Annotated in this window: 14 protein-coding genes; 11 read left to right on the forward strand and 3 right to left on the reverse strand. The window is 55.1% G+C overall.

Annotation, left to right across the window (positions count from 1 at the left end; translation table 11 throughout):
* From tal to ampH, 3 genes are all read left to right on the forward strand, one after another.
* Positions 1 to 780 (forward strand): transaldolase (tal, locus tag RT340_RS15645; protein ID WP_313376987.1); only part of this gene is annotated, 780 nt, incomplete at its 5' end.
* Positions 781 to 849: 69 nt separating this feature from the next.
* Positions 850 to 2,859 (forward strand): transketolase, encoded by a 2,010-nt coding sequence (tkt, locus tag RT340_RS15650; RefSeq protein ID WP_313376989.1) that lies wholly within the window; start codon positions 850 to 852, stop codon positions 2,857 to 2,859.
* A gap of 145 nt (positions 2,860 to 3,004) precedes the next feature.
* On the forward strand, positions 3,005 to 4,180 hold the full coding sequence (gene ampH, locus RT340_RS15655) for a D-alanyl-D-alanine-carboxypeptidase/endopeptidase AmpH (protein WP_313376991.1): 1,176 nt from the start codon (positions 3,005 to 3,007) through the stop codon (positions 4,178 to 4,180).
* Between the two features lie 103 nt (positions 4,181 to 4,283).
* Here ampH and RT340_RS15660 read toward each other — a convergent pair whose 3' ends face one another.
* Positions 4,284 to 5,342 (reverse strand): DUF1176 domain-containing protein, encoded by a 1,059-nt coding sequence (locus RT340_RS15660; RefSeq protein ID WP_313376993.1) that lies wholly within the window; start codon positions 5,340 to 5,342, stop codon positions 4,284 to 4,286.
* Between the two features lie 579 nt (positions 5,343 to 5,921).
* Here RT340_RS15660 and RT340_RS15665 point away from each other — a divergent pair.
* From RT340_RS15665 to RT340_RS15700, 8 genes are read left to right on the forward strand one after another with little or no spacing between them, the layout of a single operon-like run.
* Positions 5,922 to 6,752: a DeoR/GlpR family DNA-binding transcription regulator gene (locus RT340_RS15665; RefSeq protein ID WP_313376995.1), complete on the forward strand. Its 831-nt coding sequence runs from the start codon at positions 5,922 to 5,924 to the stop codon at positions 6,750 to 6,752.
* Positions 6,753 to 6,764: 12 nt separating this feature from the next.
* Positions 6,765 to 7,748: a substrate-binding domain-containing protein gene (locus RT340_RS15670; RefSeq protein WP_034825834.1), complete on the forward strand. Its 984-nt coding sequence runs from the start codon at positions 6,765 to 6,767 to the stop codon at positions 7,746 to 7,748.
* Between the two features lie 2 nt (positions 7,749 to 7,750).
* Positions 7,751 to 9,256, forward strand: a complete 1,506-nt coding sequence (locus tag RT340_RS15675) for a sugar ABC transporter ATP-binding protein (RefSeq protein ID WP_034825973.1) — start codon at positions 7,751 to 7,753, stop codon at positions 9,254 to 9,256.
* Positions 9,249 to 10,238 (forward strand): ABC transporter permease, encoded by a 990-nt coding sequence (locus RT340_RS15680; protein ID WP_034825832.1) that lies wholly within the window; start codon positions 9,249 to 9,251, stop codon positions 10,236 to 10,238. The genes RT340_RS15675 and RT340_RS15680 overlap by 8 nt, the downstream gene beginning before the upstream one ends.
* 13 nt (positions 10,239 to 10,251) lie before the next feature.
* Positions 10,252 to 11,301 carry an ABC transporter permease gene (locus tag RT340_RS15685; protein WP_313376998.1) on the forward strand — a complete coding sequence of 350 codons (1,050 nt, stop codon included), beginning with the start codon at positions 10,252 to 10,254 and terminating at the stop codon, positions 11,299 to 11,301.
* Positions 11,301 to 11,993 (forward strand): D-allulose 6-phosphate 3-epimerase, encoded by a 693-nt coding sequence (alsE, locus tag RT340_RS15690; RefSeq protein WP_038645526.1) that lies wholly within the window; start codon positions 11,301 to 11,303, stop codon positions 11,991 to 11,993. Before RT340_RS15685 ends, alsE begins: the two co-directional genes overlap by 1 nt.
* Positions 11,990 to 12,883, forward strand: a complete 894-nt coding sequence (alsK, locus tag RT340_RS15695; RefSeq protein WP_097118570.1) for an allose kinase — start codon at positions 11,990 to 11,992, stop codon at positions 12,881 to 12,883. The genes alsE and alsK overlap by 4 nt, the downstream gene beginning before the upstream one ends.
* On the forward strand, positions 12,883 to 13,845 hold the full coding sequence (locus RT340_RS15700) for a ribokinase (RefSeq protein WP_097118571.1): 963 nt from the start codon (positions 12,883 to 12,885) through the stop codon (positions 13,843 to 13,845). The genes alsK and RT340_RS15700 overlap by 1 nt, the downstream gene beginning before the upstream one ends.
* Positions 13,846 to 13,889: 44 nt before the next feature.
* Here the strand turns inward: RT340_RS15700 and nudK are convergent, their stop codons facing one another.
* Positions 13,890 to 14,468, reverse strand: coding sequence for a GDP-mannose pyrophosphatase NudK (gene nudK / locus RT340_RS15705; protein WP_313377001.1), 579 nt, complete (start codon positions 14,466 to 14,468; stop codon positions 13,890 to 13,892).
* 275 nt (positions 14,469 to 14,743) lie between these two features.
* Positions 14,744 to 15,118, reverse strand: a 375-nt coding sequence (locus RT340_RS15710) for a NapC/NirT family cytochrome c (protein ID WP_313377003.1), incomplete at its 5' end; no start/stop codon positions are given.

The raw sequence follows: 15,118 nt of genomic DNA on the forward strand, positions 1-15,118 counted from the left end.
GCGAAAAAACAGGGCGGCAGCAAAGAGACGCAAATCATCAACGCCAGTGACAAAGTGGCGATCAACCTCGGTATGGAAATTCTGAAAAGCGTACCGGGCCGTGTTTCGACCGAAGTGGATGCGCGCCTCTCCTTCGATCGTGGCATGTGTGTCACCAAAGCGGAGAAACTGGTACGGATGTATGAAGAGAACGGCATTGATCGTTCGCGCATCCTGATCAAACTGGCCTCAACCTGGGAAGGGATCAAAGCCGCTGAAGAACTGGAGAAAAACGGTATCCAGTGTAACCTGACGTTGCTGTTCTCCTTTGCGCAGGCGCGTGCCTGTGCTGAAGCGGGCGTGTTCCTGATCTCCCCGTTTGTCGGCCGTATTTATGACTGGTACAACTCACGCAAACCGCTCGACCCGTATGTGGTGGATGAAGATCCTGGCGTGAAATCTGTGCGTCGTATCTACGATTATTACAAAAAGCATCGTTACAGCACCGTGATCATGGGAGCCAGCTTCCGTAAGGTTGAACAGATTCAGGCGCTGGCCGGCTGTGACCGTCTGACCATCTCCCCTAACCTGCTGGAAGAGCTGGCGAACAGCGATGCACCGCTGGAACGCAAGCTGGAGCCATCAACCGAAGGCTTCCACCAGCCTGCTCCGCTCTCTGAAGCGGAGTTCCGCTGGGAACATAACCAGGATCCGATGGCAGTGGAAAAACTGTCTGACGGCATCCGTCAATTCGCCATTGACCAGCAGAAGCTGGAAGATGTGCTGGCATCACGCCTGTAAATCACCACACTTCTCACGCCGGACGGGCGTCTGCCCGTCCGCTATTGCCCAATCACAAGGGAGTACCCTATGTCTTCACGCAGAGAGTTGGCTAACGCGATTCGTGCTTTGAGTATGGATGCGGTACAGAAAGCAAATTCCGGTCACCCCGGTATGCCGATGGGAATGGCTGATATCGCCGAAGTGCTATGGCGCGACGTTCTCAAACACAATCCCAACAATCCGGCGTGGGTTGACCGCGACCGCTTTATCCTCTCCAACGGCCACGGTTCGATGCTGCAATACAGCCTGCTGCACCTCACCGGTTACGATCTGCCGATGGAAGAGCTGAAAAACTTCCGCCAGCTGCATTCCAAAACCCCTGGCCATCCGGAAATTGGCTATACGCCAGGCGTGGAAACTACCACCGGTCCGTTGGGACAGGGTTTGGCCAATGCGGTGGGCATGGCCATTGCCGAGCGCACCCTGGCGGCGCAGTTTAACCGTCCCGGCCACGACATCGTCGATCATTACACCTATGTGTTTATGGGCGATGGCTGTTTGATGGAAGGTATTTCACATGAAGTCAGCTCGCTGGCCGGCACCCTCGGCCTCGGCAAACTGATTGGTTTCTACGATCATAACGGCATCTCGATTGATGGTGAAACCGAAGGCTGGTTCACCGATGACACGCACAAACGCTTCGAGGCCTACAACTGGCATGTCGTCGGCAGTGCAGCAGGCATTGATGGGCACGATCCGGAAGCTATCGCAGCCGCCATCAAAGAAGCGCAGAGTGTCACCGATAAGCCTTCGCTGATTATCTGCCGCACGGTCATTGGTTTTGGGTCGCCAAACAAAGCCGGTAAAGAAGAGTCACACGGCTCGGCACTGGGCGAGCAGGAAGTAGCGTTGACCCGTCAAAAACTCGGCTGGCACCATCCAGCGTTTGAAATCCCGAAAGAAATTTATCAACAGTGGGATGCCAAAGAAGCCGGCAGTCAGCGAGAGAAAGCCTGGGATGAGAAGTTTGCTGCCTATAAAGCGGCGCATCCAGATCTCGCCGCTGAGTTTAGCCGCCGTCTGGACGGGGGGATGCCGGCGCAATGGGGTGAGGCGACTCAGGCGTTTGTGGAAGAGCTACAGGCCAATCCGCAAAAAATTGCCAGCCGTAAAGCGTCGCAAAACACACTGGAAGTGTACGGCAAGCTGCTGCCAGAGTTGTTGGGTGGCTCTGCTGACCTTGCGCCGAGTAATCTCACCATCTGGTCAGGTTCGAAATCGATCAAAGAAGACATCGCCGGTAACTACATCCACTACGGCGTGCGCGAATTTGGTATGACAGCGATTGGCAACGGTATTGCCCAACACGGCGGCTTCATTCCGTACACCGCCACCTTCCTGATGTTTGTTGAGTACGCGCGTAACGCGGTGCGCATGGCCGCGCTGATGAAAGCGCGTCAGGTGCTGGTGTATACCCATGACTCGATTGGTCTGGGCGAAGATGGCCCAACGCACCAGCCGGTGGAACAGCTCGCCAGCCTGCGCGTGACGCCAAATATGAGCGTCTGGCGTCCGTGCGATCAGGTGGAAACCGCCGTGGCGTGGAAAGCCGCTGTTGAGCGCCATCATGGCCCGACCGCGCTGATTCTGTCGCGTCAAAATCTGCTGCAGCCAGAGCGCAGCAAAGCACAGGTGGCCGATATCGCCAAAGGCGGCTATGTGTTGCAGGATTGCGCGGGCACACCAGAAGCGATCATCATCGCCACCGGATCTGAGATTGAAATCGCGCTGGGCGCGGCGGATAAACTCGGTGCCAGCGGCCACAAGGTGCGCGTGGTGTCTCTGCCCTGCACCGACGTATTCGACAAGCAGGATGCAGCCTACCGCGAATCGGTGCTGCCATCCGGCGTAAAAGCGCGCGTGGCGGTAGAAGCGGGTATCGCCGATTACTGGTTCAAGTATGTCGGCCTGGATGGCGCGATTGTCGGCATGACCACCTTCGGTGAGTCTGCGCCGGCAGGCAAGCTGTTCCCGGAATTTGGCTTTACGGTGGAAAATATCGTGAGCCATACCGAAGCATTACTCAAGCCGCACTAATCGATCCGGCCCTGCGTCTTTTGACGTAAGGGCCGTTTTTTGATCACAGCCTGATACAGAAAAAAATCCTCCCTTCCCTCTTCACGCCTCGCACAAACTGATTACTATAAGCTTTCCTCCGAATCCTGTTGCGGACGCTTTCCCGTTGAAAAAACGTACTCCTTTTTTACTGGCCTTAATGGTTTCAGTGCTTCCATTAAAAAGCATGGCGCAGACGGTAGCCGATCCGCTGCTGGCCTCGCAGATCGTTGATCGTTATGCCGAGCATATCTTCTATGGCAGTGGCGCAACCGGCATGGCGCTGGTGGCGATTGATGGCAATCAGCGCGTATTTGCCAGCTTTGGCGATACCAGCCCTGGCAATAACGTGCGCCCTCAGCTCGACTCCGTGATTCGCATCGCCTCGCTGAGCAAATTGATGACCAGCGAAGTGATGGTCAAAATGGCGGAACGCGGACAGATTCGCCTTGATGACCCGTTGAGCAAGTATGCTCCGGCTGGCGCACGCGTCCCGAATTACAACGGTCAGCCGATTCGCCTGATCAACCTCGCGACTCATACCGGCAGCCTGCCGCGTGAGCAGCCGGGCGGCAAACCGCATCGTCCGGTGTTTGTCTGGCCAACCAAAGCCGATCGCTGGCAGTGGCTGCAGGGTGCGCGATTGAAAGCCACGCCGGGAACACAAGCCTCCTATTCCAACCTCGGCTTTGACCTGCTGAGTGATGCGCTGTCGAAAGCGGCAGGCACGCCTTATCCCGCCCTGCTGCAACAGCTGGTGACGCGTCCGCTGGGAATGAAAGACACCACCTTTACGCCATCCCCCGATCAGTGCCAGCGCCTGATGATCCCTGAGAAAGGGGCCAGCCCGTGCAATAACACCCTGGCGGCAATTGGCAGCGGTGGCGTGTATTCAACGCCGGATGATATGGGCCGCTGGATGCAGCAATTCCTCAACTCGGCGGTTAATCACCGCACGCCGCAGGTTGATCGTCTGCAAACGCTGATCTATCGCCGTGACCAGTTGACCAAAGTGGAAGGTATGGATGTGCCTGGCCGTGCCGATGCCTTAGGCATGGGCTGGGTATATATGGGGCCAAAAGAGGGACGTCCAGGGATTATCGAAAAAACCGGCGGCGGCGGCGGCTTTATTACTTACATGGCGATGGTGCCACAGAATAACGTCGGAGTATTTGTGGTGGTGACGCGTTCACCGCTGTCACGCTTCACACCGATGAGCGATGGCGTGAATAATCTGTTGGCGGAGTTGGTGGGCAATCAAAATGGCTCACCGATGATGATCAATGCCATACCTTCTCCCTAGATAGTTCGTGATGCAGAAAGGCGGCAATTGAATGAATCCCCAGGAGCTTACATCAGTAAGTGACTGGGGTGAATGAAAACAGCCAACGCATCTGCAGTGCGAATTATGACGGGGGCTGGCTGACCCACAGCGTGGGCCATTTATCACTGCTATGCCATGCGTCACAGGTTTTCTCTTCAGCATACTCTGCCAGCACAAAGTCATTTCCGTCGTACTGCCAACGCGTGGCGACACCACAATCTCCCAGACCGCGGCCTTTACTGAAGGTGTAAAGCAAACCGCTGCTGGCATCGAATTCAGCGTTCACCAACTCCATCTGATTGTCACTGCGTCCGGGTGGCGTGAATGGCAAGGTCAACGTCAGCCCGCGAGCAACGTAAGGCTGGCTACGCGTCACCTCAAAGGCCAAATCAATCACGTTATAGGCACCGGCTTCACAACTGATCAAAAGCAGCGCTTTAGTGTCGGTGAGCGGCGCTACACTCACTTCACGTCTCAGCGGATCGAGCGAACAGTTGTCGGTGTTAACCCGCCAGGTACCGTAATCAATTAACCCGCTGGTTTCTTCCTGAGTTAACGGCGCTGGCTGCGGTAAGCGAGCGGGCAGTTGCGGTACCTGCGGCACAGGGAGAACGTCCGATGGCGCGCGATCGCCCCGCTTCACCCAGGCGCTGGCGCCATTTACCCGCCCCTGAACGTCATCCATCAACACTAGCGCGGCTTTCATGCCGCTGAGTGGGATAGTGGCTTTAGCCTGATAGGTCAGCTGCAGAGTATGGGCATCCAGCGTTTGCGCCAGAAATTCGTCGATGGCGATGGCATTACTGGTGGCGAGATGGTGTGGCTCCACGCTCCAGTGTTTGAGGTCTGGCGTCAGGCGACGTTGATCCAGCAGCAAATTTTCCTTCAGCGGTCCGCCGGGCAGCTCTCCGCTGTACGCACTGCCGTAATCAATACGCAGCAGCGGGCGATCGTTAACACCAGCGCCACGTGATAGGGTCATCACTAATCCGTTGTCCCCCGGAAAGCTGCGTGCCACGCAAAAAGCCGCGTTGTTACAGGTGAGCTGCCAGTCAGAAAATGACTTTTGCAATGGCTCAGCCTGAACGCACGCGACAAACACAAAGGGCAATAAAAGCAGCGACTTCATCCAATAAGACATCAAAAAAAAAGGTCCCCAAATTCCTTGAAAGGAAATCATAGCGTAACGACAACGTGGTCAGCAGGCCGAAACTGTGAGCTGGCCCTAAAAGCGGTACTAACTGCTGAAAAAGCCGTCGCCTGAGGGCGATCTGAGGCTGAAGAAGCAAGGTTCCATCATCCGTTTCGACTGATTTCCGCTCAATCGGATTCGTCGGACTATGGAGTCATGTTTGTCTGAAAGCGTTTATCTGGGTAACACCTCCGTCCGCTCGACGTCATGCCGTCAAAGACGGGTTTGGCTAAAAACAATTTTGCGCACATCACAAATCGGTCAAATACACACAAACGGTCATACTCGGTCATGATAAGGTGTTTTCATACGGTAATAATTGTTTGCTACCGATCCCGCGATTTAGCGCTAACACGCGTGTTTATGTGAATCAGATCTCTATTACATGAAAAATAGATATCTCATTTACATAAAAATTTAACCCACATCACTCTAACGTCGCCGGGCATTTTGACCACTGCGGACTCGTGCGCAGTCCACATTTTCCCGCTGCGGTATCCAGTACTTTATAGCCATCGGAGGGAAGTCATGTTGCCGATTGAAAGACAGCAGCGAATTATTGACGAACTAAATTTAAATGGTCGGGTTATTGTCGCAGAATTAGTCACGTTGTGTCAGGTTTCGCAAGAAACGATTCGTCGTGATTTAACTCAGCTGGAGAAACGTGGGCTGTTGCAGCGTAGCCACGGCGGTGCAGTACCAGCAAAACGACAAGCCGCTAACATTCAGGGGAATACGAGGGGTGTTAACGAGTATGAATTATCTTTCCGCCAGCGCATGAATGAACATGTAGATGCAAAGATGGCAATAGCCAAACGTGCACTCGATTTCATCAGCCCCGGCGATTGTATATTACTCGACAGTAGCACCACTTGCTGGTATTTGGCGCGACAGCTACCGGATATTGAATTAACGGTATTAACCAACTCTATCAGAATAGTGCAAACCCTTGCGGCGCGCGGCAGTATCCGCACCATCTGTCTGGGGGGAGAATATTCTGACCGTTATGAAGATTTCCATGGTGTTGTCGCTGAGCAGCCTTTACGGGAATTTCAGATCAATAAGATCTTTTTTTCCTGTAGCAGTTTAGGCAATGACGGTTATTTACGTGAAGGTAACGAAAACAACGCACATTTAAAACAACAGATGTTACTGGCAGCAGAAAGAAAACATCTGCTGCTGGATGCCAGTAAATTCCTGCGGCCCTCATTCGCGCGTATTTGCCATTATCGCGATGTGGACTTTCTCATCACTGACCAATTAAAAGACAAAGAGCTGGAACAAGAATTAGCCTGGAACGGCGTCAATATTATTGATTGCTCACAGTGCAACAATTCAATGCAGCTAATAAAAAATTAATCCGGAGTCTTTATGAAAAAACATCTTATCGCCTGTTCTCTGCTTGCTCTGTTTGCCGCTACCGGCGCGCACGCTGCTGACAAATTACGCATGGGCATCGTGGTGAAAATTGGCGGTATTCCATGGTTCAACGCCATGGAAGCGGGCATCAAGAGTGAAGCGGCGAAACGCGGCATTGATGCATGGATGGTAGGCCCAACCGCCGCCGACCCTGCCCTGCAGGTGCGTGCGATTGAAGATTTGATTGCGCAGAAAGTCGACATTATCGGCGTAGTGCCGAATGACCCGAAAGTGCTGGAGCCGGTACTGAAACGTGCCCGTGAAGCCGGCATTCAGGTGATCACCCACGAATCACCGGATCAGAAAGGCGCGAACTGGGACTTCGAACTGGTGGATGCCCCGACACACGGCATCAACCACATGAAAGCGCTGGCGAAATGCATGCATGAAGAGGGCAAATACGCCATGTACGTCGGCAGCCTGACTGTGCCATTGCACCAACAGTGGACCGATGCCGCGCTGAACTACCAGAAAGAACACTACCCGAAAATGCAGATGGTGACCGACAAGTTCGGCGTCGGCGAATCGCTGGATGACTCCATCCGTACCACTAACGAACTGATGTCTAAATACCCGGATCTGAAAGGCATTATGGCGTTCGGTTCACAGGGCCCAATCGGTGCCGGTCGTGCAGTGATGAACCGCAACAAGATTGATCAGGTGTGCGTGATTGGCGCCTTCAGCCCAGGACAGGGTGCTTCGCTGGTGCAGCGTGGCGCGATCAAAGGCGGCTATATCTGGAACCCGCAAACCGCTGGCGAAGTGTTCGTGCGTATCGCCGACATGATGCAGAAGAAAGAGCCAATTACCGACGGTATGACCATCGACGGTCTGGGCAAAGTGAAAGTTGACGAGGCGACCCACACCATCCTCGGTAACAACACCGAAAGTCTGGATAAAGAAAACCTGCCAAAACTGGTGAAAATGGGGCTGTAATGATGAAAGAGGTGATCCCACAGACGTTAATTGCGCTCGACAACCTGTCGAAAACATTTGGTGGCAACCGCGCACTGAGCGATATCTCGCTGAGCTTACTGGCGGGCGAAGTGCACTGCCTGGCTGGCACCAACGGCTGTGGCAAGAGCACCTTAATCAAAGTCATTTCCGGGGTACATGCCCCGGACAGTGGCAGCCGCATTACCCTGGGTGATGGCCCGACCTTCCCGCGTCTGACCACCCGTCAGGCGCGTGATTTCGGTATCCAGGTGATTTATCAGGATCTGTCGCTGTTCCCGAATTTGAGCGTGGCCGAGAACATCGCCTTTGAGCACAATCTCAATGGCCTGCTCGGCTGGCACCGCAAGGCGAAGCTGCGCGAAACGGCAACCCGTATTATTGAAGAACTGAAATTCGATCTCGATCTGGATGAGAAAGTCTCGGCGCTGTCGATTGCTGCACGTCAGCAGGTGGCGATTTGCCGTGCACTGGTCGCCGATGCGCGCCTGGTGATCATGGACGAACCGACGGCTTCTCTGACCCGCACCGAAGTAAACCAACTGCTGCGCACTGTGCGCTACCTGAAAGACAAAAACATCTGCGTGGTGTTCGTCAGCCACCGTCTGGATGAAGTATTAGAGATTTCGGATCGCGTGACCGTGATCCGTGACGGACGCAAGATGGGCTGCTGGCCCGCTAAAGAGATGACGCCACATCATCTGACTGAACTGATGACCGGGCTGAAACTCGATTATCAACTGAAAGCGCCAACGCGTAATGCCGACCGCGCCATTCTCGAAGTCGAGAACCTGACACGCGCCGGTCAATACCATGACGTCAATTTCAAGCTGTATCAGGGCGAAGTACTCGGCCTGTGCGGCCTGCTCGGCTCCGGTCGTACCGAACTGGCACTGTCGCTGTTTGGCATGACCAAACCCGATAGCGGCAAAATCTGGCTCGACAGCAAGCCCGTGCGTTTCCGCGGTCATGAAGATGCCATCAAAGCCGGTATCGGTTATGTCTCCGAAGACCGCTTAACCCTCGGTCTGGTGCAGCAGCAATCGGTGGCTGACAACATGGTGCTGCCGATCCTCGACAAACTGCAAAACCGTTTTCACATCATCGACGAATACCGCAAGAACAAGCTGATCCTGCAATGGATTCAACAGCTCGGTGTGCGCGTGGCCGATCCCAATCTGGCGATCTCTACCCTCTCCGGCGGCAACCAGCAAAAGATTGTGCTGGCGAAATGGGTGCTGACCCAGCCGCGCATTCTGATTCTGGACTCGCCGACCGTGGGCGTGGATGTCGGCGCTAAAGCCAGCATCTATCAGCTGATCCACGAGCTGGCGAAGGAAGGTCTGTCGATCATTCTGATTTCCGATGAAGTGCCAGAGGTTTGGTACAACTGCGACCGCATTCTGCACTTCCGTGATGGCACCGTTCATGCCGAATACCAACCCGATACCGTTGAGCAAGAACAGCTGGCGGAGGTGATCAATGCCTGATTTTTCTCGTTTACGCCCGCACTCCAGTCAAGGCTGGCTGGCGTGGGTGCTGCTGGCTTTCATCCTGTTTTTCTCGGTGGCCAGCGACCAGTTCCTCTCCGTACAGAACCTGCTGGATCTGGCCGAAAGTTACGCGGTGACCGGTATTTTTGCCCTCGGCCTGTTTGTGGTGCTGGTGACCGGCGGGATCGATATCTCCTTCGCCGCGGTGGCGTCGGTGGTGCAATACCTGATCGCTTCGCTGTTTGTGCAGTTCCAGTTTGATAACGCGGCGCTGAGCATCCTGCTGGCGATTGTCTGCGGCACCACCTTTGGCGTGATTAACGCCCTGCTGATTACCTCGCTGCGCGTGGTGTCGATCATCATCACCATCAGTATGCAGTCGCTGCTGTTTGGTCTGCTGATGTGGGTGACCGGCGGTAAGAGCCTCTATTCCCTGCCGGACTGGTGGATCACGCTGCGCAGCGTGCTGCCCTTCACCTGGCAAGGCAACAGTTTCCAGATTGGCCTGCCGCTGATCACCATGCTGGTGATTGCCGGACTGACTGCGCTGCTGCTCAACAAAACCAACCTCGGCCGCCAGCTGTATGCGGTGGGCGGCGATGCGGAATCCGCACGTCGTATCGGGATTCGTGTCGGTCTGATTCACGTTTTCGCTTACGGCTGGCTCGGTGCGATGGCGGCGATTGGCGGCCTGGTGCAGGTGTATCGCATGGGTGAAGTGGTACCGAATGCGTTAGTCGGTGGCGAGCTGGATGTACTGGCGGCCACGGTACTGGGCGGTGCCAGCCTGATGGGCGGTAAAGGTACGGTGAGCGGCACACTGATGGGCGTGTTCCTGATCGCCATCCTGAAGAACGGCCTCAACCTGATTGGCGTCTCCAACTACTTTATGAACATCGTGGTAGGCGGCGTGATCATGGTGGCGATTGCCGTCACTCACTACAAAAAACGTAAAGAAACTGACGTCAGTTTCGTCTGACAGGAGCATTCACATGAAATCACTCTCTGCTCTGCGTCCGGACGGCACCAATATTGGCCTGATGCTGCTGATTGCGCTGGCGCTGGCAATCTTCACCTTCATGCTGCCGGGCCGCTTTATGACCGACTCGACCTTTATGAGCATGGCATTCCAGCTGCCGGAACTCGGCTTGCTGACGCTGGCGATGTTTATCGCCATCCTCAGCGGCGGCCTGAACCTGGCGATTATCGCTACCGCCAACCTGACTGCACTGTTTATCGCCTGGACGCTGATGAGCGCCCTGCCCGCCGATGCCGGCACCGGCCAGCAACTGCTGTGGCTGTTTATCGCCATCGTCGGCGCAATGCTGATTGCTGCCTTTATCGGTCTCATCACCGGTGTGATGGTGACGCGAATTGGTGCTCACCCGATTCTGGTGACGCTGGCAACCATGATGACGCTGAACGGCATCGGCATCTGGCTAACCAAAGGTGCCGCTGTCAGCGGCATGCCATCGGTGGTGCAGGCACTCGGTTCCAACACGCTGTTGGGTATGCCATTGCCGTTATGGGTGTTCCTGATTGCCGCTGCGCTGCTGGCGCTGTTCCTGGGCAAAACCCGCGCCGGTAAATGCATCTACATGGGCGGCAGCAACATTAACGCCACCTGGTTCAGCGGCATCAACACGCATCGCATGGTGGTACTGGTCTACGTCATCTCCAGCCTGCTGTGCGTGTTAGCCGGATTGATCATGATGGCGCGATTTAACTCAGCGCGTATGGGTTACGGCGATGCGTATCTGCTGCTGACCGTGCTGGCGATTATTCTCGGCGGCACCGACCCGAACGGTGGCTTCGGCCGCGTCACGGGGGTGGTACTGGCGCTGATTGCCCTGCAAGTGCTCTCTACCGGTTTCAATCTGATGAACATCAGCCAGCACGTAAGCCTGGCGATGTGGGGCGCTGTGCTGATTGTGGTACTGGCCTTCAAACAATTCAAAGCCCGTTTTAATGAACATCGTGCCGTCAAGCTGAGCAAGCTCGCTGCGGCCCTTAATCCTCTGACCGAAAAAAAGGAAGTCTAATGCGTATTCAAGTCTCCCCGTCGTTGATGTGTATGAATCTGATGGAGATCAAGCACCAGCTGGAAGTGCTGGACTCCCGCGCAGACTTCCTCCATATCGATATCATGGACGGTCACTACGTTAAGAACATCACGCTGTCGCCGTTCTTTATTGAGCAGATTCGTCCACATACCAAAGTGGCGCTGGATGTGCATTTGATGGTGGAACACCCGACCGACTTCATTGAAGTGATTGCCAAAGCAGGTGCCGACTACATCTGCCCACATGCAGAAACTATCAACCGCGATGCGTTCCGCGTGATCAACCTGATTCGCAGCTTTGGCAAGAAAGTCGGCGTGGTGCTGAACCCGGCCACACCAGTATCGTTTATCCATCACTATATTCATCTGCTGGACAAAATCACCGTGATGACCGTGGATCCTGGCTATGCCGGACAGCCATTCATCCCGGAAATGGTCGCCAAAGTGCAGGAACTGAAAGCCCTGAAGCAGCAGCATGGCCACAAATATCTGATTGAGATCGATGGTTCCTGCAACACGCGCACTTACAACACGCTGGTTGGAGCAGGTGCAGAAGTACTGATCGTCGGTACCTCGGGCCTGTTTAACATCCATGACGATCTGGCAACGGCCTGGGACATGATGCGTGACAGCATTGATGAAGCTCAGGGCCTGGCGAAGGTATCCGCATGATTCCACGCTGGCTGGGCATCGACATTGGCGGCACCGGCACACGTCTGCAGCTGATGGAAGAGGGACGCATCTGGTCCAGCTTCCGCAAGGTGCCGACGGCCAGCTGGGCGCAGCAGCCCGACGCATTGACGGCACTCGGGCAGTTAATCAGTGAAACACTGGAGCAGCAACCGGTGAGCGGCGTGATGCTGGGATTGCCCGGCATTCTCAGTCGCGATCGTCAGCAGGTGATTTCGCTGCCGTTTATTCAGGCGCTGGATCATCAGCCTGTGGCGGCGATCCTCACCGAGCGTCTTGGCGTGCCAGTGGCGATGGATAAAGATGTTAACCATCTGATGATGTGGGATTTAATGCAGCTGGAGCAGTTGCCGGATATCGCGGTAGGTTTGTATCCCGGTACCGGTATGGGCAACAGCTTGTGGATCAATGGTCGCTTTTACCACGGCCAGCACGGCGGCGCGGGTGAATTGGGCCATGTGCCGATTGCCGGTAACGATCTACCCTGCCCGTGCGGCAACCGGGGTTGTGCGGAGACGGTGACTTCGGGCCATTGGTTGAGTCACTGGGCTAAGGCTCACGTGCCGAATACCGATATGTCGGCGCTGTTTACGCAACATGGCGACCATCCGGAGTTGCAGGCATTTGTTTATCGTTTGGCGCAGCTGATTGCCACCGAAATGAACATCCTCGATCCCGAATACCTGATTCTGGGTGGCGGAGTGCTGGCGATGGCGGACTTCCCGCTGGCGCAGTTACGCAGTCAGATTCAGCAGCATCTGCGTCCACCGGCCACGCGTGACAATTTGAAGATCGTGTTTAGTCAATCCACCGATCACACCGGCTGTCGCGGTGCCTGTTTAGCCGCCGAACGCCTGTTCAGGAGTGCATGATGAAAGGAAAAGTGTGTGTGTTTGGCTCGTTCAACCTCGACGTCGTCGCGGTGATGAACCGCTTCCCGATGCCGGGTGAATCACTGACTGCCCATAACAGCATGATGGGGCCGGGCGGCAAAGGCGCAAACCAGGCCACGGCGGCGCTGCGTGCCGGGGCGCGCGTACACTATATCGGCAAGGTCGGTAATGATGATTTTGGCACTTTCGCCCGTCGTCACCTCGAAAAAACCGGCTTTGATGCGATTACGCTGTTTACCTGTAAAGAGAAGCCTACCGGCAACGCACTGATTTATGTGGCCGGGGATGATGCTGAGAACATGATTTCGGTGTTCCCAGGCGCGAACACCACGGTGACGGCGGCGGAAGTGTCGCGCTGTCAGCCTACGGTAGCCGCAGCAGATATCTTGTTGGTGCAGCTAGAGAACAACCTGAATGCTATTCAGCGCATGATTGATAATGCGCGTGCGGGTGGCACCTTTGTGATTTTAAACCCGGCGCCGTGGCAAAAAGTGAGTGATGCACTGCTGGCGAAGGTGGATTTACTGACGCCCAATAGCACCGAAGCGATGCAGATTACCGGCGTAAAGGTGACGGATTTTGCCAGTGCGCAGAAAGCCGCAGAAGTGATGCACCGCAAAGGCGCGCGTCAGGTGATTATTACCCTGGGGATGGCGGGCGCCCTGTTGTCCAATGCGGAACAGCAGCCGCTGCGCATTCCGCTGTTCCCGGCACAACCGCTGGATACCACCGGCGCGGGCGATGCGTTTAACGGTGCGCTGGCAGCGCGTTTAGCGTCTGGCGATGAACTGCCACAGGCGGCTCTGTTCGCTTCGGCGTTTGCTTCGTTGTGTGTCGAGCGTTCTGGTGCGGCTAATTCAATGCCTTCGTACGCCGAAGCGCTGGCGCGTATGCAGGCACATCCGGGGTGCGTGCCCGAGCCGTTGGAAGTGATGGCTTGAATGACTGTGGGCGGCCATGAAAGTCGCCCTTAATGATGCACCGGTCAGGCTTTTAACCAACCTGCAATCTGCGCATATTGCAGCAGCATAATCGCTTTACCGTCGAGGATGCGGCCATCTTTCACCATCGCCAGCGCTTGCGGGAAAGGCAACTCCAGCACGGTAATCTCTTCATCTTCTACGCCACCACCGGCATTGGCGCGCATTGCATCGCTATACTCTGCCGCGAAGAAATGGACGATTTCTGTTACGCCACCCGGTGACATATAGGCTTCAAACAGCTTCTCGACCTTGCCGACCTCATAACCGGTCTCTTCGATGGCTTCTTTGCGGATGCAATCTTCCGGCGTGTCGTTATCCAGCAGCCCCGCGCAGGTCTCAATCAATTCACCGCTGGCATTACCGTTAACGTAAGTCGCAATGCGGAACTGACGAATCAGCAGCACGGTATTTTTATCGCGGTTATAAAGCAGGATGGTGGCGCCGTTGCCGCGATCATAGACTTCGCGTTTGTGGCGGATGACTTCGCCGTTGCTACGGGTCAGTTCGTAGGTGAAGTTACGCAGGATAAAGTAATTATCTGACAGTAACTTATCTTTAATGATGTTGATATTTAACGACATGGCCGCTCCACCGCTTAATGAGGGAGCCTGAGATAATAGGCGTTAGCGGCGGGGAAAACTATCTGAATTCGAGCGGTCAATGCGCAATGATGGGCGAGAACGGTCGCGCAATACGTTGCGCCGCTACGACAGGGTGCAGGGAAAACTATCTGAATTCGAGCGGTCAATGCGCAATGAAGGGCGAGAACGGTCGCGCAATACGTTGCGCCGCTACGACAAGGTGCAGAGAGAAGTAGCGGCGCGATTTATCGCGCGAATTGATGACAATGCGAAAATCAAAAACCGTTCTTTTGCGCGCTCATATCCGGCAGATGGTGCGCAATACCTTTGTGGCAATCAATACAGGTTTGCCCATCCTCCACCGCTTTGCTGTGCATTTTTGCTGCCACGGTCTTCTGCGCGGTGAAATCCATGTACTCGAAGTTGTGGCAGTTTCGGCACTCCTGCGAGTTATTATTTTTCATCCTGCGCCACTCATTCTGTGCCAGCTCGATACGCGTCTCTTCAAACTTCTGCGGTGTGTCGATCAGGCCGAAGATCTTGGCGTACACCTCTTTGCTGGCTTGCAATTTGCGCAGCATTTTCGGGCCCCATTCGTGCGGCACATGGCAATCCGGGCAGGTTGCACGCACGCCGCTGCGGTTGTTGTA

The sequence above is a fragment of the Pantoea sp. CTOTU50773 genome (genome assembly GCF_032082325.1).
Lineage (GTDB): Bacteria > Pseudomonadota > Gammaproteobacteria > Enterobacterales > Enterobacteriaceae > Pantoea > Pantoea communis.

Coding starts and splice junctions, on each gene's coding strand:
- RT340_RS15670 (WP_034825834.1), top strand. CDS start 6,765: ATGAAAAAACATCTTATCGCCTGTTCTCTGCTTGCTCTGTTTGCCGCT.
- nudK (WP_313377001.1), bottom strand. CDS start 14,468: ATGTCGTTAAATATCAACATCATTAAAGATAAGTTACTGTCAGATAAT.
- alsE (WP_038645526.1), top strand. CDS start 11,301: ATGCGTATTCAAGTCTCCCCGTCGTTGATGTGTATGAATCTGATGGAG.
- RT340_RS15680 (WP_034825832.1), top strand. CDS start 9,249: ATGCCTGATTTTTCTCGTTTACGCCCGCACTCCAGTCAAGGCTGGCTG.
- tkt (WP_313376989.1), top strand. CDS start 850: ATGTCTTCACGCAGAGAGTTGGCTAACGCGATTCGTGCTTTGAGTATG.
- RT340_RS15700 (WP_097118571.1), top strand. CDS start 12,883: ATGAAAGGAAAAGTGTGTGTGTTTGGCTCGTTCAACCTCGACGTCGTC.
- alsK (WP_097118570.1), top strand. CDS start 11,990: ATGATTCCACGCTGGCTGGGCATCGACATTGGCGGCACCGGCACACGT.
- RT340_RS15665 (WP_313376995.1), top strand. CDS start 5,922: ATGTTGCCGATTGAAAGACAGCAGCGAATTATTGACGAACTAAATTTA.
- RT340_RS15675 (WP_034825973.1), top strand. CDS start 7,751: ATGAAAGAGGTGATCCCACAGACGTTAATTGCGCTCGACAACCTGTCG.
- RT340_RS15685 (WP_313376998.1), top strand. CDS start 10,252: ATGAAATCACTCTCTGCTCTGCGTCCGGACGGCACCAATATTGGCCTG.
- RT340_RS15660 (WP_313376993.1), bottom strand. CDS start 5,342: ATGTCTTATTGGATGAAGTCGCTGCTTTTATTGCCCTTTGTGTTTGTC.